The 22,736-nt window shown below is 31.5% G+C and carries 25 protein-coding genes; 16 read left to right on the forward strand and 9 right to left on the reverse strand.

What is annotated here, in order from left to right; all coding sequences use genetic code 11:
• Positions 1-217 precede the first annotated feature (217 nt).
• Both AAG068_RS05045 and AAG068_RS05050 read left to right on the forward strand, forming a co-directional pair.
• Positions 218-547: a hypothetical protein gene (locus tag AAG068_RS05045; protein ID WP_000566283.1), complete on the forward strand. Its 330-nt coding sequence runs from the start codon at positions 218-220 to the stop codon at positions 545-547.
• 335 nt (positions 548-882) lie between these two features.
• Positions 883-2,007, forward strand: coding sequence for an HD-GYP domain-containing protein (locus AAG068_RS05050; protein WP_342718392.1), 1,125 nt, complete (start codon positions 883-885; stop codon positions 2,005-2,007).
• A 152-nt stretch (positions 2,008-2,159) separates the two neighbouring features.
• Here the strand turns inward: AAG068_RS05050 and AAG068_RS05055 are convergent, their stop codons facing one another.
• Positions 2,160-2,270 (reverse strand): YjcZ family sporulation protein, encoded by a 111-nt coding sequence (locus AAG068_RS05055; RefSeq protein ID WP_000540371.1) that lies wholly within the window; start codon positions 2,268-2,270, stop codon positions 2,160-2,162.
• 403 nt (positions 2,271-2,673) lie between these two features.
• Between AAG068_RS05055 and AAG068_RS05060 the strand changes: the two genes are divergently transcribed.
• Positions 2,674-2,955: an LCI fold-containing protein gene (locus AAG068_RS05060; RefSeq protein ID WP_342718397.1), complete on the forward strand. Its 282-nt coding sequence runs from the start codon at positions 2,674-2,676 to the stop codon at positions 2,953-2,955.
• A gap of 265 nt (positions 2,956-3,220) precedes the next feature.
• Here the strand turns inward: AAG068_RS05060 and AAG068_RS05065 are convergent, their stop codons facing one another.
• Positions 3,221-4,114 (reverse strand): helix-turn-helix domain-containing protein, encoded by an 894-nt coding sequence (locus AAG068_RS05065; protein WP_342718398.1) that lies wholly within the window; start codon positions 4,112-4,114, stop codon positions 3,221-3,223.
• Positions 4,115-4,589: 475 nt separating this feature from the next.
• Entirely contained in the window at positions 4,590-4,805 is a 216-nt protein-coding gene (locus tag AAG068_RS05070; RefSeq protein WP_257145174.1) for a hypothetical protein, read from the reverse strand.
• 1,997 nt (positions 4,806-6,802) lie between these two features.
• On the opposite strand from AAG068_RS05070, the gene AAG068_RS05075 reads away from it, so the two are divergent.
• From AAG068_RS05075 to AAG068_RS05090, 4 genes are all read left to right on the forward strand, one after another.
• Positions 6,803-8,539, forward strand: coding sequence for an S-layer homology domain-containing protein (locus AAG068_RS05075; RefSeq protein WP_342718399.1), 1,737 nt, complete (start codon positions 6,803-6,805; stop codon positions 8,537-8,539).
• Positions 8,540-8,681: 142 nt separating this feature from the next.
• A complete protein-coding gene (locus tag AAG068_RS05080) occupies positions 8,682-8,996 on the forward strand; it encodes a PadR family transcriptional regulator (RefSeq protein WP_001078074.1) in 315 nt (104 codons plus the stop codon).
• Between the two features lie 13 nt (positions 8,997-9,009).
• Complete coding sequence (locus tag AAG068_RS05085; protein ID WP_342718400.1) at positions 9,010-9,621, forward strand: DUF2812 domain-containing protein; 612 nt, start codon at positions 9,010-9,012, stop codon at positions 9,619-9,621.
• A gap of 266 nt (positions 9,622-9,887) precedes the next feature.
• Positions 9,888-11,018, forward strand: coding sequence for an S-layer homology domain-containing protein (locus AAG068_RS05090; RefSeq protein WP_342718401.1), 1,131 nt, complete (start codon positions 9,888-9,890; stop codon positions 11,016-11,018).
• A gap of 1,084 nt (positions 11,019-12,102) precedes the next feature.
• Here the strand turns inward: AAG068_RS05090 and AAG068_RS05095 are convergent.
• The gene (locus tag AAG068_RS05095; RefSeq protein ID WP_342718402.1) at positions 12,103-12,201 is read right to left on the reverse strand and encodes a YjcZ family sporulation protein; all 99 of its coding nucleotides are present in this window, start codon (positions 12,199-12,201) and stop codon (positions 12,103-12,105) included.
• 269 nt (positions 12,202-12,470) lie between these two features.
• On the opposite strand from AAG068_RS05095, the gene AAG068_RS05100 reads away from it, so the two are divergent.
• A complete protein-coding gene (locus tag AAG068_RS05100; protein WP_342718403.1) occupies positions 12,471-12,884 on the forward strand; it encodes a hypothetical protein in 414 nt (137 codons plus the stop codon).
• A gap of 53 nt (positions 12,885-12,937) precedes the next feature.
• On the opposite strand, the gene AAG068_RS05105 is transcribed toward AAG068_RS05100, so the two are convergent.
• Positions 12,938-13,426 (reverse strand): LptM family lipoprotein, encoded by a 489-nt coding sequence (locus AAG068_RS05105; protein ID WP_342718404.1) that lies wholly within the window; start codon positions 13,424-13,426, stop codon positions 12,938-12,940.
• 192 nt (positions 13,427-13,618) lie between these two features.
• Between AAG068_RS05105 and AAG068_RS05110 the strand changes: the two genes are divergently transcribed.
• The 3 genes from AAG068_RS05110 to AAG068_RS05120 all read left to right on the forward strand — a co-directional run bounded on the left by AAG068_RS05110 (position 13,619) and on the right by AAG068_RS05120 (position 14,586).
• Positions 13,619-14,008 carry a general stress protein gene (locus AAG068_RS05110; RefSeq protein WP_001970546.1) on the forward strand — a complete coding sequence of 130 codons (390 nt, stop codon included), beginning with the start codon at positions 13,619-13,621 and terminating at the stop codon, positions 14,006-14,008.
• 50 nt (positions 14,009-14,058) lie between these two features.
• Positions 14,059-14,259 (forward strand): CsbD family protein, encoded by a 201-nt coding sequence (locus AAG068_RS05115; RefSeq protein ID WP_001293464.1) that lies wholly within the window; start codon positions 14,059-14,061, stop codon positions 14,257-14,259.
• A gap of 75 nt (positions 14,260-14,334) precedes the next feature.
• Entirely contained in the window at positions 14,335-14,586 is a 252-nt protein-coding gene (locus AAG068_RS05120; protein WP_000522902.1) for a GlsB/YeaQ/YmgE family stress response membrane protein, read from the forward strand.
• Positions 14,587-14,768: 182 nt separating this feature from the next.
• Here the strand turns inward: AAG068_RS05120 and AAG068_RS05125 are convergent, their stop codons facing one another.
• Positions 14,769-14,969 (reverse strand): hypothetical protein, encoded by a 201-nt coding sequence (locus AAG068_RS05125; protein ID WP_048526512.1) that lies wholly within the window; start codon positions 14,967-14,969, stop codon positions 14,769-14,771.
• A 196-nt stretch (positions 14,970-15,165) separates the two neighbouring features.
• Here AAG068_RS05125 and AAG068_RS05130 point away from each other — a divergent pair, with 196 nt between their 5' ends.
• The 5 genes from AAG068_RS05130 to AAG068_RS05150 all read left to right on the forward strand — a co-directional run bounded on the left by AAG068_RS05130 (position 15,166) and on the right by AAG068_RS05150 (position 18,561).
• Entirely contained in the window at positions 15,166-15,504 is a 339-nt protein-coding gene (locus AAG068_RS05130) for an STAS domain-containing protein (protein WP_048526513.1), read from the forward strand.
• A gap of 6 nt (positions 15,505-15,510) precedes the next feature.
• Positions 15,511-15,993 carry an anti-sigma B factor RsbW gene (rsbW, locus tag AAG068_RS05135; protein WP_048545439.1) on the forward strand — a complete coding sequence of 161 codons (483 nt, stop codon included), beginning with the start codon at positions 15,511-15,513 and terminating at the stop codon, positions 15,991-15,993.
• Entirely contained in the window at positions 15,956-16,732 is a 777-nt protein-coding gene (gene sigB, locus AAG068_RS05140; protein WP_342718410.1) for an RNA polymerase sigma factor SigB, read from the forward strand. The genes rsbW and sigB overlap by 38 nt, the downstream gene beginning before the upstream one ends.
• 69 nt (positions 16,733-16,801) lie before the next feature.
• On the forward strand, positions 16,802-17,242 hold the full coding sequence (locus AAG068_RS05145; RefSeq protein WP_000017757.1) for a ferritin-like domain-containing protein: 441 nt from the start codon (positions 16,802-16,804) through the stop codon (positions 17,240-17,242).
• A gap of 176 nt (positions 17,243-17,418) precedes the next feature.
• Positions 17,419-18,561, forward strand: coding sequence for a fused response regulator/phosphatase (locus AAG068_RS05150; RefSeq protein ID WP_342718411.1), 1,143 nt, complete (start codon positions 17,419-17,421; stop codon positions 18,559-18,561).
• A gap of 38 nt (positions 18,562-18,599) precedes the next feature.
• Here AAG068_RS05150 and AAG068_RS05155 read toward each other — a convergent pair whose 3' ends face one another.
• From AAG068_RS05155 to AAG068_RS05165, 3 genes are all read right to left on the reverse strand, one after another.
• A complete protein-coding gene (locus AAG068_RS05155; protein ID WP_342718412.1) occupies positions 18,600-19,457 on the reverse strand; it encodes a CheR family methyltransferase in 858 nt (285 codons plus the stop codon).
• Between the two features lie 16 nt (positions 19,458-19,473).
• Entirely contained in the window at positions 19,474-22,164 is a 2,691-nt protein-coding gene (locus tag AAG068_RS05160; RefSeq protein ID WP_342718413.1) for a response regulator, read from the reverse strand.
• A gap of 204 nt (positions 22,165-22,368) precedes the next feature.
• Positions 22,369-22,620 carry a hypothetical protein gene (locus AAG068_RS05165; protein WP_128974493.1) on the reverse strand — a complete coding sequence of 84 codons (252 nt, stop codon included), beginning with the start codon at positions 22,618-22,620 and terminating at the stop codon, positions 22,369-22,371.
• Positions 22,621-22,736: the final 116 nt, after the last annotated feature.

Here is a 22,736-nt window from a genome sequence, read left to right on the forward strand (position 1 = left end):
CCTTTTATTATCTTAGTTAAAAGGAGTTTGAAATTTGTAATTCACTATGTTTTCAAAGAAAATAATGAAAGGCAAGGCGATGAATACATTTGCAAAATGACAATATTGTAAGAATACACGAATGTTTGTAAGAAAGTTCGATGTTTTCCTTTTTCTTTTTTTATTATAGTGAAAAAGAAGAACGAAATATTCTCTTATGTAGGAAAGGAAGATAATAATGATTGATCTATTAAATAAATGGATGTTAGAAAGTACAGGCAATTTCAATATCGTTGTAGGACTTACAGCACTTCTATTTTTGGGTTCAGTAATTGCACTTATTATTATTTACAAAAAAATTGGCAAACCAGATGAAAGAACAAATCCTATTTATTTTAAAATTATTTCTTGTATGTTTACTACTCAAATTTTAATGAATTGCATATTTATTTCTTTAGTTGGTAAAGATATCGAGAATTTCCGTCAAATCTTTATATTATTTGAAGCCTTTGTATTCTTCGTTGGAGCTATTTATTCGTTTAAATTATATAGACAAGAATTTAAATAATTTACTTGTAAGAAACAATAAAAAACGTTAGTGATTTTATACACTATTGTTTTTTATTGTTCATTTTTAGTTAATTGTATATTCTATACATATGAGGTTAACATAACATCTCATCATCGGTAGCAAGAAAAAGGCGAATTCCTACTTTCAAAAGGAATTCGTCTTTTTCTTTTTCTATAACCCTATTCATCTCTTTATACATTCCTATCATGACGGTATCCCATTTATAGGTTATGAGAAAAGGTGTTTTTTGCACTATTATCTATTCTTGGATATTATTAATAATATCTATATGAACTTATTTCTATATTAAAAAAGGTTTGGCGGTGTGTAAAATGATTAAAGGGATTAAAAATATTGAAACGAAAGAACCGATAAAAATGTTTCTATTGGTTCCCTGTAGTATTCTTTTGTTTGATAATATTTATCAACATTTTATTCTTAGAAAGGATTTTTCACTACAGAAACTTTTATTTGAACTCGTATTTTTATTTATTTTTATTTCATTTATTTTATATAATAAGTGTTTACAAAAAATGAATAAACAAATGTTTACAAAATATATTTTTCTTGGAGTAAGTATTATTTATCTTTTGGCATACGATCTTATGTTTATACGTAATCCAGATGCTTCTTTACATATCCCTTATTTAGAGTGCTTCTTAGTAATTTCTGCACCTTTATTTTTAAGTATTCAGTATCTGCTATGGGTATCTATTTGTATGGTATGTAGATTTTTAATTGCTATTTATTATTTTGACATTAACTATCCAATATCATTAATACTATTGTTTCTAACAATTTTTGTTACGTCATTTTTTGTATTTCTTTCATTAAAATTTTTAGTACAAAAAATCAAAGCATCCTATGAAAAACAAATGAAAGAAACAGCTTTATCAATAATGAGGATAATGGAATTAAAGGACCAATATACGAAAGGACATAGTGAACGTGTAGCCAATTATGCTACGATTCTTGCTAAAGAAACAAATGAATATGATGATAATTCTTTAAAACAATTTCATTTTATTTGTTTATTACATGATATAGGAAAAATAGGTATTCCTGATGAAGTTTTAAAGAAAGCATCTTCTCTTACAGAAGAAGAATATAATCTTATTAAGACACACCCACAATTAGGATTAGAAGTTTTTAAAAATATATCTTTAATAAAAGGTGGTGAAGATATAATTCTTTCTCATCATGAAAGATGGGATGGAAAGGGCTATCCTCAAAAATTAAAAGGAAATCAAATACCATTATGCGCAAGAATTGTTGCAATAGCAGATGCATTCGATGCCATGACTTCTTCAAGAGCATATCGTTCGGCTCTATCTCCTGAAGAAGCTTATAGACGTATCATAGAAGGGTCTGGTACACAATTTGATCCTTCCATGGTAGAGATTTTCAAAAAGGTGTTTCCTTTGTGGGAAAAAGTGGTCCCAAATTCGTTTCGTTAAAAGCTCATGTGTGAAATCGATTCACATGTGAGGTATGATGAATGTGAAAAATGAAAAAACGAATCCAATCGTGAGAAAAGTTGGGCACCAAACATAGAATAAGGCACATAAAGAAAAGGTACCTCTATATAGGTACCTTTTCTAATAGTTTTTTAGCAGAAACAACTACATCCGATAATGATTAATAGAATAAATAATACAACTAGTAAAGCAAATCCTCCAGCGAAACCGCAGCCTTCGCCGCAACTACCACCATATCCCATAACGATAGTGCCTCCTTTAGATAAGAGGGTAAAACTAGGGTTCATTCCATTGATTTTAACGGGTTCACTTTACTTTATGTTTTAAAGAGTAAATGGAGCAGGTCCTTTTGAAAATAAAGAAAAGACGCCATTAGGCGCCTTCCTTTTAGGTAGATAAGACTTTAGTTTTCCAATCTAAAGAAATTTTGTATTAGCTCTTTGTGAGTATATCATAATAGCTGATTGATTTATTATGCATTGTTACATACTTCTGTAAATCCCTCTATTTTTCATTTGATAAAATAAAATCCTAATATTACCAAAAGTTAAATAAATATTTCTACATATTCAAGATATTTATATAAATTACAAAAGTGATACATTTAAGTTGTAAGTTATAAAAACTATTAAAGGGGGATTTATTATGTTTAAGAAATTAGTAGTAGGGCTATTGGCAACTGGTATTGCATTAACAGGAGGAATTGGGGCAGCTTCAGCTGACACGCAAAAAGATGTGAGCTCTCCGAAGCAAGCAACATGCTCAATTCCTTATGAGTATTCTAATGGTAAATTCAAAAGAACTCTTTATTACTCAAATGGAGTATATGCTAATAGTTTTACTGAAAATGTTTGTGGCGGGACGATTACGTGGTATTTAAAACATGTTCAAAATGGAGTTGCTTTTTACGAAGGTAATTTAAAATAGTAGATTCTTTGAACCTCATTTATCCCGCATTAACGGGCAGTAAGACCCCCACCTAAAAATTCAGCGGAAGCAAAGAAGTTAGGTGGGGGATCAACTGCCCGTAAAAGCCCGATTGGTTCAACTAATAATCAGTCGGGGATGAACAAAACCCCCATTGATTAAAGTTTCATTTTATTGAGGTTCTTTTAGTTTTTAAACTGATTCTCCACAAAAAAAGACACCTAAAGGTGCCTTCCTGCGACTTTTGTAAGTAACTTTTACGAAATTATGATTGTTTTTTATTTTGTATTTCAATTAGTTCATCTGGTAGCATTTTTGTATAATATTCTTTTTCTGTTAGTTCAAATATAAATAATGCTTTTTTCCAATTATAAACAACATCTTCTACATTATGTTGTTTAATCTTTAATAAATACTGACCTTTTAAATAGAATAGTTCACCTAATAGGTATAAAGTATTTAGATTAATTGCTAATTTTATACCCATATCAACGTATTTTATTGCCTCTTCATGTTGATATGTGAAGTCTAAACATTTTGCTAAATTTAACATGATTTTTAATTTAATTTCTTTATCTCTAGGAAAATCTAACTTATTAAAATTAGTTAAACATCTTCTTAATATATTAATACCTTTTTCATAATTTTTATTTTCCGCATAAAATATAGCCATTGTTTGCATAATATCTATTTCTCTTTCTGATAAAAAATCAGAATTAGTTAAAGTCAGTTTTAATGCATTATTTAAAAGATCTAAAGCAGTTTTTATTGATCTATCCACCATAAATATAGCAATTGCTTCGTGCCATATTAGAAACTGTTTCTCTTCTTTTGTTTGAAAATTATTTAAGTTTTTCTCTTTTTTTACTATTTCATAAAGTTCTTTATATTGTTTTTGCTTTAAGCAGTCTTTTATTACGTATTTTACATTTTCTATATATTTTAATCTTTTGTTTTGAGTTAGTGCAAATATATTATTTGGATCAATACCAAGTCTTTCTGATAATTGATATAACAATATACTAGATGGATAAATCATACCTTTTTCAATCTTGCTAATTTGACTTTGTGAACATATTCCATGACATAATTCGGATTGTGATATATTTTTTTTCATTCTAAGTTCTTTAATGATAATACCCAAATCGTTAAATTCCATTTTTCCACCTACTATCTAGCACTTTATTTGTAAAGGGATATTCCTTTACCTTAATGTAAAAATAATATAGTTTCAATTATTGTTTGGTGTAAAGGGCTTACCGTTTTCATAAGGTGGTGAGGATTTTAGTATGTACAAAGAAGACAACCAAAGGTGCCTTCCTGCGACTTGAACCATCTTAATTTTAATAATATGTATTGGAAGCTTATACGAATATTATTTTACCATGTTAAATACCTAAATTCATTGAGAGAAAGATATAACTCACTATTCATTCTGTCAAAAAGGATTTATCTAACGTATGAATGTTCCATAAAATGTATCAAAAAAAATGAATAAATCGTGATTGGCATGAAAAAAGGGTTTTTACTATTACGTAAGGACCCTTAAACAAAGAAAAAAATCGTATGTGCCTCTATAGTATTGTAATGAAATTAAATAAAAACGCTATTTTAATACAAAGCGAAATTGAAAATTAACAAGCAATACTTAAAAGAGTAAGAGCTGCAAATCCGTAAACTAATAAGCTACTAGTAGCAAGGAATTTTATAAGTTCATTTGTAGAAATAATAGTTAAACATAATGCTATAGATGCACCTATAAAGAATTGGTACTTTGTATGTATATTTGTAAGATTTATTATTACAAGTACAGTTAAGAAAAGTGAAATGAAGTTAAAATATCTTTTCATTGTCATATTTCCTTTCAATGTTTGATCTGTATTTATTATACCAGCTTATACCAGTAATAACATACTTTGTAATGAGGTTTAATAGAAATCTTATTTTGCCATAAATAAAAAGGCGGTTGTTTCCACAATCACTTTTCAGTGAAACAATGCAATTTTTTAGAAATAAAATATGGATGATTCCTGAAAATGTTATAGGATATAATTCAATTTTTATCACGCGTTAACGGAAAGTAAAACTCCCACCTCAAAATTCAGTTGGAGCAAAGAAGTTAAGTGGGGGATGAATAAAACCCCCACTAATTAAAGTTTCACTTTATAAGAAAGGAATGACTATATTATATGAAAACTTGTCTAACAAGGTTACATATAAAAGAGCAGCTAGCAATAGCTAACTGCTCAATACAAGGAGATACAGAGAAAACGAAATGAATGTTGGCATACAGCCTATCAACATTATGGACATAATATTGAGTTTTATTCGAAGGAATTCATGTTTTATAAATTAGATTATGATAGTCGATATTCTCCATATTGACCAGAAAAGAACCAAGAATTCTAGTGAAATTCCAAGTGTTCTTTTTCTAGTTTTTTGAAATTCTTTTATTAAATAGCCAACAGCACTAATTGCTATAAGAATGAAAAGAATAAGTTCTAGTGTAACTGGCATTTGATCCGCTCCTAATATGTTAATTTGTAATATAAACATTATAGGATATTTTTGTGGTTAGTAGTGAAAAATTTAGCAAAACTATCTCTATATGAAAAAAGATCCTGCTGTCTCCAACAGAACCTCTTCTAAAATGGCAAAGAGTAACTCTTACCTTACTCTTTGATAATAATATTACAGGAGTGTTAATGAAAATCCAAGACTCCTTATATTGAGAAATAAAGAAGAATTATTCTAAAGGATTTTATCATTGTGATAAATAAAGGAGCAGTTAGCAAAAACTAACTGCTCATCTTCAAGGGGAAACCAAGAACGGTGTAACTCTAAAAGCTTGGAAAGAGTCTAAGAGTTTTCAGTTGTTGCAGAGATAATCTAGGGGAGTGAAAGTTACTTTTGGGGCGGATACGAGGTTCTTAATGAGGAAGTATACAACGAAATAAGTAAATATATACCGTTATATCGGTTATCCAATTTAAAGATTTTATAGTACTGGAGAACATTTTAGAAATAGTTAGCGATCTATGGAGTTTTCGATTTTTTTTCATTTTAATAGGATTTTTATGTATTGGATTTGGTGTGGGTATTGTAACAAAGAATAGGCGAAGAGCATCTAAATAGGATGCTTTTTTATTTTACAAAAAAAAGAACCTGCAACCCTGCAGATTCTTCTGATAATGATTTTTGAAGTAAGACCTGAAAATATAATACAATGATTCAAGAATGAGTTCAAGAGTGTTTGGTGATTCAAACCGTTCTATAATCTTTTTTCTAATATCTATATAAGCAAGAAAAAACAGCTATTATAGATAATTTAATAAATCCTACGATTGGTTTAGGGTTAGTAAGGAAATACATCATTCCACAGAAATTAGAAAAGGCTGTAACTTGTATAATGAAATAAGTGATGATATGGCACGGAAGCAAATGCGAGAGTCTCTTGTTATCGTACTAGATAAAACGATAAATGCGTTTATAAAAATGAGGAATAAAAGAAAGGACCCGCTGGAGTTCGGGTCCTTTTAGAAGTGATGATGTTTTCTCGGCTTAGGGAACTGAGAAAATACAAAAATATAATACATCGAGATTTAGAGAATTTCAATACTAAATTAGAGATTACCATGAAGGGAGTTATAACGAGTTACTACCTATTATATATTCATAAATAAAAAACATAATATTAATACGGAAAAATATATTAATATGAATTTTTGCATATTTTAAAATTCAATATATCCCTCAAAAACTTTTAATTGTATAATGTATTTTGTCATATTTTTAGATTTTTCGACAAAAAACAACATGAATAGAGAACGAATTGGGAGAAGGAATTATGTACACAAAACTATTAAAATCAATTACATCATTATCACTTATTGGTGGTGCTTTACTGTTTACAAATGGCAGTGATGTGAGAGCTGCTGAGGCGAGTATTTTTTCTGATGTGCCTACATCGCATTGGTCGTATCCGGCGATTAAAGATTTAGCGGGTAAAAACATTATTTCTGGTTATGGAAATGGGAAGTTTGGTTTCGGTGATGTTGCGACGAGAGAACAAGTTGCAGCTTTAATTTATCGTGTGTTAGTACCGAATAAGCAGGGTGGTACGTTTAGTAATGACGGTGCTCGTTATGTATTACAAGATGGATCCACTTTAAATAATCCGTATCGAGATATTCGTTCAGGTTCAACAATGTTTCCAGAAGAGGTTTTAACGCTAACGAAATTAGGGGTTTTTAAAGGTGATGCAAATGGGGGATTTAGACCGAAAGATTCTGTTAGCCGGGCAGAAATGGCGCAAATTCTTACAAACGCTTTCCATCTTTCTGCGAAACAAAAGCACACATTTAACGATGTTCCAAGTGGTTTTTGGGGTGAAAATGCAATTAGTGCAGTGCAGTCAAACGGGATTGCTTCTGGTACAGGTGAAGGGAAATTTGAGCCATACAGTACGGTAAAACGTGAACAATATGCACAGTTTTTATATAATACTTTGAAGTATAAAAAGCCAGAAGTTGCGGTGCGAGATACAGGGGATGCGGCATTATTAGCAGCATTTAAAGATGAAGTGCAAAAGCGTATTAATACGTATGAAACGAATATTTCACTTCCGTATAAAACGACAAATAGTAATACAAAAGAAGTAATGGATACACTTTTTAATGCCTATAAAGAAGTTGCAAGTAAAAATGAGTATACGAACTTTAATAGATCGAATGTTTCATATGGACTTTCTGGATCACCTGGAAATTATACGTTTACGTTAAAGATTACATATCGTGAAACGAAAGAACAAACAGAATATGTAATGAAGCAAGCAAAGGCAATCGTTTCTTCTATTACGCAAGCTGGAATGGATGATCACGAAAAAGTGAAGGCGATTCATGATTATGTCGTAAAACACGTTTCTTACGATACGTCTTATAAAGCTTACACAGCATATGAAGCACTTGTAAATCGTTCTGCGGTTTGCCAAGGTTATGCACTATTAACCTATCAATTATTAAAAGAAGCTGGAATTGAGAATCATTTTGTAGTAGGAACTGGAGACGGTCAGCCTCATGCTTGGAACTTGGTGAAAATCGAAAACAAATGGTATCATCTTGATACAACCTTCGATGATCCGGTGCCAGATGAGCAGGGTCGTGTAACGTATTCTTATTTCAACTTATCAGATGAGCAAATCGCAAGAAATCATGAGTGGAATCGCGTGGACTATCCGCAAGCTACAACAAATTATTATAGTACATTAACAAATAAAATTGCGGCAGGTGGTACAAAGACCCCTGCGTATCAACAAATCTTAAAAGATACAAAGTTAAATTATTTAGGGAATGAATACATTGCAAATAACTATAATGAATTTAAAAATAAAATGCAGCAACGTTATAACGAAAATTCACCAAAGATTGAAATCCTGTATAAACAATCAATGGATGGCGCATTGCAAGATGTGAAAAAAGCAATTGGGGAAATTGGTTATCCGCAAGGGGCGAACCGTGTTTCTTATAAAGCTGAGCCGTATAATGCGAAAGAAGGATATTCTTTAGTGACGATTACGTTTATGTAAAAAAACAACCTAGATCCCATGTTGGATCTAGGTTGTTTTTTTATAACTTAATTTGACATATACAGTCTAACTGTATATAGTTAAAATATACAGTTTAACTATATAGTTTAACTATATATTTATCGTTACATTGGAGGTCTTTATGAATAGAGATAAAAATTTACCACTAACGGAAACAACGTATTACGTTCTTTTAGCTTTATTAGAGCCAGCTCATGGATATTTAATTATGCAAAAGGTGGAGGAATTAAGTAATCAACAAGTAAAGATCGCAGCGGGTACATTATATGGTGCGGTTGAAAATTTATTAAAACAAGGGTTAATAGAATCGGTAAAAAGTGAAGATAAACGAAGAAAAGTGTATGTCATTACGGAACGTGGGAAAGAAGTATTGCACTTAGACTTTATGAGAATGCAGCACATTATTGAGGTTACAAAAAGTTTATTACACGTATAGTTAGGGGGAAACGATGATGTGGAGATTGAAATTCTTTTTAGACTTTGAGAAAGAGGAAAAATGGTTAGAAGAGATGGCTTGGAAAGGCTATCAACTAGAAAGTAATACATTTGGTTATACATTTAGATATACAGAGCCGGAAGATGCGACGATTAGAATAGACCATAGGGTATTTAGTAGAAAAAGTGAATTTATTAATTACTGTACATTATTTGAAGATAGTGGATGGGAGCATATAGCTGGTAATTGGTGGTCAGGTACGCACTATTTTAAAAAGGTAAATGAGGAAAGCAAAGATGACATTTTTTCAGATCAAATGTCACGAGCAGGGAAGTATAAACGTCTATCTAAAACATTTTTAGAATTAGCTATATGCTCTATTCCGATATTAATCCTATTTATGTTTAATGAAACGATTAATGTAGGAGCACTTGCAAATCCGAAAGAACTATATTTTACGCCAGGATTATGGGATAAGCAAGGTGTATCATTTCTATGGGCATTCTTATTTGAAACACCACTTGCATTGATGAGAGGCTTTGCATGGTTGTTTATCCCTGCTGCAATTGTTATGTATTTAGTTTGTTCGTATAAAGCAAATCGATTATATGAAGAGAGAAGATGATAGGATGGGTCCCCTTAAAGCTGATGCTTTGAGGGGATTTTTTGCATTTATAAATTGTATTTTTTAAAAATGGATAAAGGAAATGAGTGCGTATTGGAAGCAAGTTAGTACGATTTTAATTTAGTTGTATAAACATTATATGCTGGAATAATCTTCTTTAAATATTCCATAATTAACCTACAAAAAGCATCTTTATATGTTAATATTAAAAAGAGTATGTACGGTATTTTTTAAATATATTATTTTAATAATAAGGGGATTCAATTATGAATTTTAAACAATTAATTTTAGCAGGGGCAGTTATTGCATCAACAACACTAACACCTCTAACAAATGTGCAAGCAGAAAATACACTGGGATTTAAAGATGTTCCTGAAAATCACTGGTCTTATCAAGCAATTATGGATTTAAAAGAGAAAAATATTGTGGCTGGTTATGGAAACGGAATGTTTGGTTTTGGTGATAATATTACACGAGGACAAGTAGCTAGACTAATATATGCCTACTTGAAGCCAGTAGATGAACTTAATACACAAAACCCTTTCACAGATATAGAAGAGCATATGTTTGAAAAAGAAATTTTAGCTCTTAATAAAGCTGGTATTATGAACGGATTTGGTAATGGGAAATTTGGTCCAGATAACGTTTTAACGCGTGAACAATTAGCTGTTGTATTAACAAAGGCTTTTAACTTCAAAGCAACATCTACTACCACTTTCAAAGATGTAGATAAAAATTACTGGGCAACAAATGCTATCAGTGCATTACAAGAAAATAAAATTACGACGGGCACAGGTGATAATAAGTTTGAACCACAAAGTCTCGTGACTCGTGAGCAGTATGCACTATTCTTATATAATGCAATTAATAAATCGGAAAAAGAGCATGAGTCAAAGCCTACTGCTATCCCACAAGATTTAGCAGACGAGCTCATTTATTATCATGAAGGTTGGCTGGATAGCTCTTCGGTATTAAAAAAATCTATATCTAAGGAAGCACAAAATCTTATTACTGAAATTAACGCAAAACATAATGCGGAGCTAAAATATATAGGGATAGGCGGTCCACGTTCAGAGGTCGTGTTATTCTCTCCGGTATTAGAAGGGATTCCAGAATTTAATGGGAATTTCACTGTAGAAGGCGATAATGAAAGTAACTTTACCGTTAATTTTGTAATTGATAGAGGTCAAGGTAAGAAGGCGTTAGTAGAGTTAGGGAAAAAGTGGATCACTATGATAAATCCAAACTTAGATTTGAGTACAGAGATTGATAATATAGTGGCTTCTAATACACGCACAGGTAATTTTGATATAAATAAAAACAATCTTAAAATAGAGATAAGCTTAGAGAAGCAAAATTCTAGTAGCGATTTAATGAGTGTTAAAATCCACAAGTAAAAAAGAGGAGTGAAATTTCACTCCTCTTTTAATTATATTATTTCTACTGTTATCTCTCATCTGCCCGTAAATGCTCGATAGGTTCAATTAATAATCAGTGGGGAAGGAAACTCATCGCTGATTATAGTTTCACTTTATGTTTGGTGACGCTGTATAATTGAAATTCATAATGGTATATTTAGGGTTAATTGTTATTTGTATCCTTTTTTGTTTGGGTGTGATAAAATTAATAATAATATTCCTTAGGAGGATGATGGTCATTCGTACACTTTTAGGTATTATTGGAGCAATTGTTTTACTTGCATTTGTTATCCACCCCGGTGTCACAGACAAACGTGTCCCTCTAAAAAATAAACTCGCAGTAATCCTTCCATTGATTGTTATATCCGGGTTAATTTCATTGTATATATAATTTGAAAAAGTACGTAACTTAATTTAGTAAAAACCTCACTAGAACTACCAATATGGCTACTTCTTCACGATAATTACGTGCTAATTCCTTTTTCTTCTGGTTCCTACGTCATATATAAGATATACAGTATAAATTTTATTGGTATGTTACACCGGCTTAGCATGTGGTTTTACCTTTAATTAATAGCATGTTCTCTTATTAATCACTGCATGGATTACCAAAATATCTAATACAGAAGACCGGCATACATAAACTATTGTATTTCTCAATAAACAAAAACAACTTAACATGGTAAAATAATAGTTGGATGGGAGTCCAATACATATTATTAAAATTAAGATGGTTCAAGTCGGAGAAAGGCACCTTAGGGTGTCTTTTTCTTTTTTTAAATGACAGTTTTGACTTAAAGAAGATACATTTTCAATGGATGATTCCCATGAATATATAAATAAAGTTTATCCATTGATAACTAAGTTGAAAGTGGAAAATATGTTGTAATGACAATTTTACTTCTTCTATTTTCATGAATATGTATAATTACATGAAAATTCAAGGGAAAAGAGAGTATACTTTCTTATTGTGTAATAAAGATAAGGTCTGCCTACGGAAATAGGTGGGCTTTTTTTACATATGAAGAAAAGACAATCACATGAGTGTCTTTTCGATAGTTTTTTAGCAGAAGCAAGCAGCTCCAACGATGAGTAATAAAATAAACAATACAACTAATAAAGCAAATCCTTCGGCGAAGCCACAGCCGCCACAAAAGCCCATAATAGTTCCTCCTTTTAATAGGAGGGGAAAAAACAAAGGTTCACTCATGTGTTTTAACAGATTCCATTTACTTTATGTATTTTTGAATGGAGCAGGTCCTTTTCAAAATAGGAGAATCTATATTATTCATTAAGAGGGAATAAGTGAAAAATAAAATATCCAAAAATACAGATGGAAATCCGCTTTTATACCTTTCATTAAAATAATACTAGCATTATATATTATAAGGAATACTTGTCCTTAATTGTAAATGAAAGGGTGGAATTGATATGAGTTATGGCTATGGTCATCCTCCTGAAAAATATCATAAACATCACAATGAAACTTTGTCAACGGGTGTATTACGTAGACATTCCGCTACGTTGTTTCTTACTGTGGAAGCTATGAATGTTGATCCAGATGATACTCATACAGTAACTGTTGAAATGTTTGATTGGTCATCGGGTTCTCCGGTATTGTTACCATTAGTAGACCCTTCAACACAAACATTGGCACCTAATCGACATGTTACTTTTCGTTCAGCAGCTCTTCCTTCAGGAGTTTTTGCTTATGAAGTAAGAATCATTCGTTCGAAAGATAGAGATGTTGTTACGAATGTTTTTGGTCTTAGTGCAATAGTATTTAACCCACAAGAAGGAAATAATGTTTTACAACATGATTTAGCAAAATTAGATCTTAAATAGCTTTTATAAAAGTTTATTTATTGGACAAGATTAAAAAAGAGTAGGATGTAATCCTACTCTTTTTTAACATCAATTATATTAAAATTTAAAAAGAAATCCTTCATCATTTTCACATCTTTAATATTCACTGTCACACCTTCAACCTTATCTTTCTTCTCATCTTTAGCAAACGTAATTTGCTCCTTATTATCAACCCACACAAGAAACTCTTCTTTTGCGTCATCTTTATATGTAATGGTTATAGTAGAATGTGCAGATTTTCGCTTTTTTTGATCTAGTGTAATTGTTTTAGGCGTGCCTTTTTGAACTGCTGAAACGATAGATTGTATCATTTCTTCGTTGTCGGTTTGAGATTTTGAAACGTTGTTATTTTTTGTGCTAAGTATTTCGATATCTGTAATATTTGCGGAGTTTAATTGAAAGGCATTTTGTTTCTGTTCTTGTTTAGCTTGTGGAGATTTGTCTGTAGCTGAGGTACTGGCACAGCCTATTAAAGTGAAAGATAGAGCGGTTAGAGCGCATATAGATATGATTTTTTTCATAGTATCCCTCCTTACATTTAATTGTAATAATTTTCTGTTAATTGAGGTAGTTATTGTAAGTAGATTTATTCTACTAGTTTTCGGATAGAAAAAATTCACATAACTTTTTTCATATTTTATGTTTAACATTTCGAAAATGGGTGTACTACATATAATATAACAAATAATTCATTTTAAAGGAGGAAGTTAAAGATGGAAACGAAGTATAGTAAACCTTTTGTATATGAATTTATTACGGAGAAAGAGGTCATGAATGCGGCGAATGATCTAGTGAAGAAAGGAATAGACCAAAAAGATATTTACGTATTAACACATGAGAAAGACAGGACAAATAGAATCGCAGACAATGCAGACGTGAATACAATTGGGATAAAAGAGGAAGGACTTGGGACAAGCATTATTAACGTCTTTCAAAACACTGGAGATCAGTTAAGAAATAAGATGCAAGAGTTAGGGCTTAATGAGGAAGAAGCAAACTTCTACGAAGAAAAGCTGGATGAAGGAAAAATCTTGTTATTCGTTAAGGATTTAGAAAGAGTCGGTGAATGGTTACAAGAAAGAAGATGTATGTATTCTATTTAAATTTGTATCCTGTAAATCTATAAATCTATTACGAAAAGGAGATTGTAAATATGAGTGAGAACGGGCTAAAAGAACAAATTACGGGTAAGGTTGAAAAGAAAAAAGGACAAGTAAAAGAAGGGATTGGTGAAGTTACAGAAGATAGAGAGTTAAAAAATGAAGGGAAGTGGGAGAAGACGAAGGGAACGATAAAAGAAAAAGTCGGAAAAGTGAAACAAAAGATAAGTGATGAATTGGATAATAAAGAATAATATATGTTTATCAAGCTTTGGTTACATACTAAAGCTTGATAAATCCAATATAAAACGAATATAGGAGGTTTAATTGTGGGACTTATTATTACGTGTATTGTAGGTGGACTTATTGGTGCGTTAGCTGGAATGATTACAGGAAAAGACTTTCCTTTAGGTATAGTTGGTAACGTGATTGCCGGATTAATCGGATCTTGGGTAGGTAGTGCGTTATTTGGTCACTGGGGTCCTGAATGGGGAGGCATCTTTATTCTTCCAGCTTTATTAGGTGCAATCGTCTTTATTTTAATCGTTACATTCTTTTCTAGAATGCTGCGGAAAGCGTAAGTATGATAATGGATAGTAATCTTAAGTTTGTTATATGTGACTATAAGGTTAATAAGCTCATAAAAATACATAAAAAAAGCATCCAATTAAACTAATTTGGATGCTTTTTTTATGTATTTTACATAGGAATGAGTGGAGGATGAAGAACCCCCACTCATTAGAATTACACTTTCTATTATGTATTAAGCCATCGTTACCTTTTTACAATTATTTATTCTTACGACTTGTCTTGGTTCTATATGAGATAAGTCTTCGCTATTACCTATATCCACTACAATTGTATTCGTTAGTATGTTAATAATGGAACCAACTAATTTTGTAGCATGATCGTGTCGATAAGAAAATTGAACGAAATCTCCCTTTTTAAAGTTGTGCTCTTCCATAGATAGATCCCCCTAAAAATAATGTTTATACATTATACATACACAAATTTATAAGTTTTAAACATTTATTAGTACGATTTAAGTGCTAAGCTGAGAAAGGTGTAGAAAATTTATTTATAATGAAAATGAAAAAATATGTTTAAAACTAATTTTTATGGGTAATTACATAGTAATAGTTTGAGATAAGGGGGCGGAAATGATGAATTTGGCAGTAAATATTTTGCAAAATGATGTAGGTTATACGGTACAACTTAATGGTGAGATTGATGCGTATACGGCATCAGATTTAAAAAATAAGATGATGCCTATTGCAAGCGAAAAAGAGGTTCATATTGTAGTAGATTTTACTGAGGTAGAGTATATGGATAGTACAGGTTTAGGCGTATTTATAGCTCTATTAAAAGCGGTTAAGAAAAATGATGGCAAACTAGAATTTATTGGTGTATCTAAAAGGTTAAAAAGATTATTTGATATTACAGGACTAACAGAAATATTAAATTTGAATTCCGATTTTGAAAAAGTAGAAAGAAGGTGACTAGGGATGATGGAGAGATTTGAAAAGATAGAAATGAAAATTCCTGCAAAGGCAGAATATGTGGCTATTATTCGTTTAACAATGGCTGGTGTTGCGAATCGAATGGGCTTTGCTTATGACGATATAGAAGATATGAAAATTGCTATTAGTGAAGCATGTACAAATATTGTGCAACATGCATACAAAGAAGACGTTGGAGAAATTGCAATTGTCTTTGGACTATATGAAGATCGATTAGAAATTATGGTTGCTGATAATGGGGTTAGCTTTGATTTTAGCACCTTAAAAAGGAAAGTTGGTCCGTATGATATTAGTAAACCAGTAGAACATTTGCCGGAAAATGGCTTAGGTTTATATTTAATCAATACGTTAATGGATGATATACAAATTATGCATGATGAGGGCATGACAGTTTTAATGACAAAATATATACAAAGAGAGCAGGTGGAGAATGATGGAAATCCAATCTCAACCTACAAATCTTGCTAAAGAAGACGTTATTAAACTAATTGCAGACTTCCAACAAAACCAATGTGATGAAGCACAGGAAAGATTAGTTAATCACTATAAAAATCTCGTACATTCCATTGCATATCGCTATTCAAAAGGTGGACCGATGCATGAGGATATTATACAAGTAGGAATGTTAGGGCTCTTAGGCGCAATAAGAAGGTATGATTATTCGATAGGGAATGCTTTTGAGCCGTTTGCAATACCTACGATAGTAGGGGAAATAAAGAAGTATTTACGTGATAAAACTTGGGGTATTCATGTTCCAAGGCGAATTAAAGATTTAGGCGGAAAGATTAAACTTGCGATAGAGGAGCTAACAGATCACCTGCAACGTTCACCGAAGATTATAGAGATTGCAGATCATTTAGGACTATCCGAAGAGGAAGTGCTAGAAATTATGGATGCGAAAAATAATTATCGAGTATCTTCCTTAGATGATGTAGTTGAAAATGCATCTGATGGCAGTTCGGTAGCTAGGATTGAATCTGTAGGTGAAGTAGAGCAAGGGTATGAAGAGACAGAAAGGCGTCTCGTTTTAAAGGATATTTTTAACGTATTAAATGATACGGAAAAGAGTGTTATTCATTATATATTTGGAGAAAATTTAAATCAAAAGGATACAGGGGAACGGTTAGGTATTTCACAAATGCACGTTTCTCGTATTAAAAGACAAGCGATAAGTAAATTGAAGCAAGCAGCATTTTTAGATACATAAAAATTTAAAAGAATTATGTTTAAAACATGAGAAAAGGGGTAGTTATTAAGTATAGGAGGAGATATAAAAATGTCACACGATGTGAAAGAACTAATCGAAGGATTGAATGAAGATTTAGCAGGAGAATACTCGGCAATTATTATGTATAACCATAATGCTGCTACAGTTTCTGGTATATATAGACAAGTGTTAAAACCTTTCTTTGAATCTGAAATTAGTGATGAACAAGGACATGCCCTATATTTAGCGGAGAAAATTAAGACGTTAGGTGGTACACCTACTACGATCCCTTTACCAGTGAAACAAGTAGAAGATGTTAGAGAAATGTTAGAATACGCTAGACAATCAGAATATGAAACAATTAAGCGTTATGAAACGAGAAAAGAACAGGCCGCGAAATTAAATATGACAGAGTTAGTTGTCAAGTTAGAAGATATGATCGCAGATGAAACAAATCATATGGAAGAGTTAGATCGTCTTTTAAGTGATAAAGCAATGGTATTAAATTAAAAGTAGAAATTTATAGAGTGAAAGAACAAACTCTCATTTCTAGGGGGTTTGTTCTTTTGCTGTATAAAAAATATGTTTGAGTAGGAAATTTTCATTTTATAACTGAGTATGCAATACTAGAAAAATAGAAAATGATAATTGATTTACATTTTATATAAGAAAAGGGGAAATAACTTGTGTCCATTTTAATTGTCGATGATAATCCGGTTAACATCTTTGTAATTGAAAAAATTTTAAAACAAGCCGGATATCAGGATCTTGTATCGCTGAATTCTGCACAAGAGCTTTTCGAATACATCCATTTTGGAAAAGATTCTTCCAGGCATAATGAAATTGATTTAATACTATTAGATATTATGATGCCTGAAATTGACGGACTTGAAGTTTGTAGGCGATTACAAAACGAGGAGAAGTTTAAAGATATTCCTATTATTTTTGTAACAGCTTTAGAAGATGCGAATAAATTAGCTGAAGCGCTTGATATAGGCGCAATGGATTATATTACGAAACCGATAAATAAAGTTGAATTGTTAGCGCGTATGCGTGTAGCATTACGCTTGAAATCGGAATTAAATTGGCATAAAGAACAAGAAGAAAACCTTCGTAATGAATTGGATTTAGCTACACAAGTGCAAAGAAACTTATTAAGTAGCCCATTAAGAGAAGATCATATAAAAATTGAAGCAAGCTATTTACCTTCATTCAAACTAGCTGGAGATATGTATTACTGGTATAAAATCGATGAAAACCGCTACGGTATTATATTATTAGACGTGATGGGACATGGTATATCTGCTTCATTAGTTTGTATGTTTATTTCGTCTGTATTACGTGAAACGATTAAATCTTTAATCGATCCAGAACTTGTCATTAAAGACTTAAATAAATATATGACTCTTTTACATAATGAAAATGACGATATTCCATATTATTTTACAGCGACATATTTAGTAGTAGATACAGAAAAGAGAATGATTGAATATGTAAATGCAGGGCATCCTTCTGGATACGTTTTAGTTGATGAAACAAATATGGTTGAACTGAATCGCGGGAGTTGTGCGGTAGGATTTTTTGATGAAATAAAAGTTGAAAAGACAGTTATATCTTTTGAGAAGAACGCTCAAATCACATTGTTTACAGATGGTGTTCTTGAAGCAATTGCAAATGATGAATTTGAGTCTGAAGAGAAATTACGTGCTTTTACAGAAAGAAAATGGGAAGATTTAGAAGAAGAGATAGAAGGGTTTTATAAGGAAGAACAGAAGAAAGAACAATCAGATGATATGTGCCTCATTATGATACAAACGAATGCGAAATAAAAAGCGTATGAAATCCAAATAAGGATTTCATACGCTTTTTAATGTATTTTTTGATAGATTTGTTCGTTCGGATTAAATTGGATATAATGCGGCATTATATCGGAAAAACGAAGCGTTTCTTTATTTCCTAAACATAGGAATCCGTTGTGACCTAAGCTTTCATAAAATAGTTGCTGTACTTGGTTTTGAAGTTTACTCGTAAAGTAAATTAAAACGTTACGGCAAAGTATAATATGAAATTCGTTAAAAGATTGATCAGTTACTAAATTATGCTGCGCAAAAATAATGTTTTGTAAAAGAGATGGATTAAAATAAGCAAAACGATTATCTGTTGAATAATAGTTAGAAAATGCTTGTGTACCGCCAGCTTGTAAATAGTTTTTCGTATAAGTTTGCATTTTATTTAACGGAAGGATGCCTTGTTTTGCTTTTTCTAACACATTTGTATTCATATCTGTTGCGTAAATAACAGCTTTTTCACTTAATCCTTCTTCATGAAGTAAGATGGACATGGATAATACTTCTTCACCAGTTGCGCATCCGGCGTGCCAAATTCTAATTTCAGGATACTTTTTTAATTCAGGAATGACATGCTCTCTTAGCCCTTTAAAAAAGTTAGGGTTACGAAACATTTCAGTTACGTTAATGGAGAAATCATTTAATAACTGTTCTAAAAACCCTTCCTCATGAATTACTTTTTCAATTAACTTTGAAATGGTTGGGATATTAGAGATCTGCATTCGATTACAAATTCTTCTATAAATAGATGTGCGAGCATATTGGCGAAAATCGAAGCCAGATAGTTTAAATACCGCTTCTAATAGTAATTCAATTTCTAAGTTCGTACGCTTATCCATATCTACAGATGGATCAAAATTATAATACTTATTTTCCACTTAAACTAAACCTCACTTATTTTATTAACCATACACTCATTACCGAATAGAGTTGATGTAAATTTAATGGTTTACTTATATAATCTGAAGCACCAGCAGATAAACATTTCTCTTTATCATTTGGCATTGCTTTCGCAGTTAATGCGATAATAGGTATTTCATGTAACCCTAAGTTCATTCGAATATGTTCCATCGTTTCATAACCATCCATATTCGGCATCATAATATCCATTAAAATAAGGTCAATATTTGTATTGTTTTTTAGTATGTCTAAACACTCTATGCCGTTCTGTGCAGTAATAATGTTGGCATGTTGTTTTTTTAATGCATTTTGTAATGCAAATATATTTCGGTGATCATCATCGACAATTAAAATGGTTTTCTCTTGGAAGACGTTATTTGTTTCTGGCGTCACGATAGTCTCCTCCACAACTTCAGCAGGAATAACATCTTCTATCGTTGCTGCAACTTCTAAATTGGATACTTGTACATCAGTTAATCCATTTGGAAGGTTAGGGATATATACGGTGAAAGTACTGCCTTCTCCTACATGACTCTCTAACGTAATCCAACCACCTAACAATCTAGCAAACTCTTTACAAATAGATAAACCTAAGCCTGTACCACCGTATTTTCGAATCGTTGCACCATCTGCCTGTTGAAAGGCTTCGAAAATAAGTTGATGCTGTTCTTTAGCAATACCAATACCAGTATCTTTTACCGAAATTTTCATCCAATCATTACTGATAGACTGCATATCAGGACTTAAATTAGTTGTTGATATTGAATCGAAATGTAAAGAAACGGATCCTGTTTCCGTGAATTTAAATGCATTGGATAATAAGTTTTTAATAATTTGTTCAATCCGTTTTGCATCTGTATAAAATAGATCAGGAATCGTATCACTGTCCTCAATCGTAAATTCGACATTTTTTTGTGCAGCGATATGTAAAAAGTTTTGATGCATACTTGCTGCCATGTCACTTATATTTGTTGCTTCAAAAATCACATCTAGTTTCCCAGCTTCTACTTTCGATAAATCAAGTATGTCATTAATTAAAGTAAGTAAATCTTTTCCTGATGAATGAATGACGGTTGCTAATTCAATTTCATCGTCGGATAAATGATTATCATGATTTTCTTTTAACATTTCAGATAATAGTAAAATACTATTTAACGGTGTGCGTAATTCATGTGACATATTTGCTAGAAATTCAGATTTGTATTTTGAGCTACGTAATAACTCACTTGCTTTTTCTTCTAATTCTGATTTAGTAATTTGTAAGTCAGCTGTCTTTTGCTCCGCCTCTTCCGTTCTAGACTCTAGTTGTTCATTCGTTGTTCGTAATTCTTCGGCTTGCATTTGTAGTTCTTCAGCTTGCGTTTGCAATTCTTCTGATTGAACTTGCAACTCTTCTGTCATTGCTTGTGATTCATGTAAAAGAGTTTGAATTCGCATACGTCCCATAATGCTATGGATTGTTAAACCTAGATTATCAACAGTTTGTTGAATTAAGTCTTGATGTAAGTCTGAAATCTCAGTTACACTTACTAACTCCATTACTGCGATCACTTCATCCTCAAATAAGATAGGGATGACTAGTAGGTTTTTAGGGCGTATTTCTAATAATCCAGTAGTAACGTAACGAAACTCTTCAGGTATGTCCCTGAGAATAAAACTTTTCTTTTCTAAAGCAGACTGTCCAATGAAACCTTCACCCATTTTAATGGACTGTTTTCCAACATCAGGACCTTGACCGGCGAAAGAAGCTTTTTTTACATAGTAGACAGTGTCTTCAATTTCTTCACGTACATAAAATGCACCGCAAGAAGTTTGCGTTTTTTGTATAACCCCACTAAGAATTTTGCTACCTAACATCTCAATAGAAGATACACCTTGATACATTAAAATTAATTCTGCAAGCTCGGTTTGCAACCACTCTCTTTTCGATATTTCGTCTAGTAAGTGGTTCGTTGTGTGAGCTAGATCTTTTATTTCATCATGGCTGTTTACATGAATTCTTTCTGTAATTTTTTCTTTAGAAGAAATGGATTTAATAGCTTGAATTACATTTTTAATCGTTTTTGTAATGGAATTCGAAATATAGAGTGAAATGATAATGGAAATACAAGAAAGTAAGAACAATAAGCTGTATAACCAAATCTCTAATTTATTATTTTCAGTATCTAATTGTGCAGCTCTTTTTTTCGTTAGTTGCTCTTCTACACTACGGAAGTTAGTTAGCTGCGATTGTAATGATTGAATTTGAGTCGTGTCGATTGCTTGTACGTTATTATTATTGTGATTTGTAATGAATGGGTGAATCTCTTTATTAATCCAACTAGTAATGTTTTCATTAATCTGTTTTAATTTTTCTTGCTGAGAAGGGTTATCCTCTAATAGAGCTAAAAGATCTTGATAATGTTTTTCGTAATCCTTTTCCGCAGCGTTAAGGGATTGAACGTAATTTGCATCATTAGAAGTGATAAATCCTTTCGCTTTATTTTCAATTGTGAGTAAATCTTTCTCCACTTGATTCGTTAAATTAAGAACTTTAAAATCGTGCTCAATAATAAAATTACGAGATTTTTGTAAACTGGAAATCTCATTGTTTAGCATAATGAAAGAAATAAGTAAGAACAAAATGATAACTAAATAACCAGCCATAATTTTGTAGCGAATACTAAATTTTGCTTTCGATTTCATCAAAAATTCCTACCTTCAAGATTATTAAAAGTTTTCAATCGTAAAGAATGAAAACGTAATATATATTATATCAGTTTTCGTAAGGCCAAACTAGAAATCCCCCTATTGTATTAGGGGGTTCGTTTTTCATAGAGGAAATCATTTTGAAATATAAAACTATATATGAAAAGTAACAATCGAGGGAATAGGAGAATCATAAAACTTTTAAGCAGGAAAAAGTGTTCTTAAAGCTTTTTTTGCATCTATTCCTTCAAAGATAAATAATACAAGTTCTTTCTTTTTGACAGTAAGGAAAAATGATACTAATGTGCTTAAGTTTTTAATAGAAGTAAGTGCTCCATGTTTACCTATAAATACATTCGTTTGAAATGTTGTCATTAAAGCATAAAAATGATGAATCTGCGTTATTGTAGGTGTTTCATTATAAAGAATAGTAGTAGATTGAATGGCATTCATCGTAATATTCCTTTCTGTATAGTAAGCATAACAATATAAACGTACCCGTTTTAAAAAATGTTAAACATATAAAATTAAAAAAATATAATTATAGTTTTTTACGTTTAGAAAGGGTT

Origin of the sequence: Bacillus paramycoides (assembly GCF_038971285.1) — a bacterium.
Taxonomy (GTDB): domain Bacteria; phylum Bacillota; class Bacilli; order Bacillales; family Bacillaceae_G; genus Bacillus_A.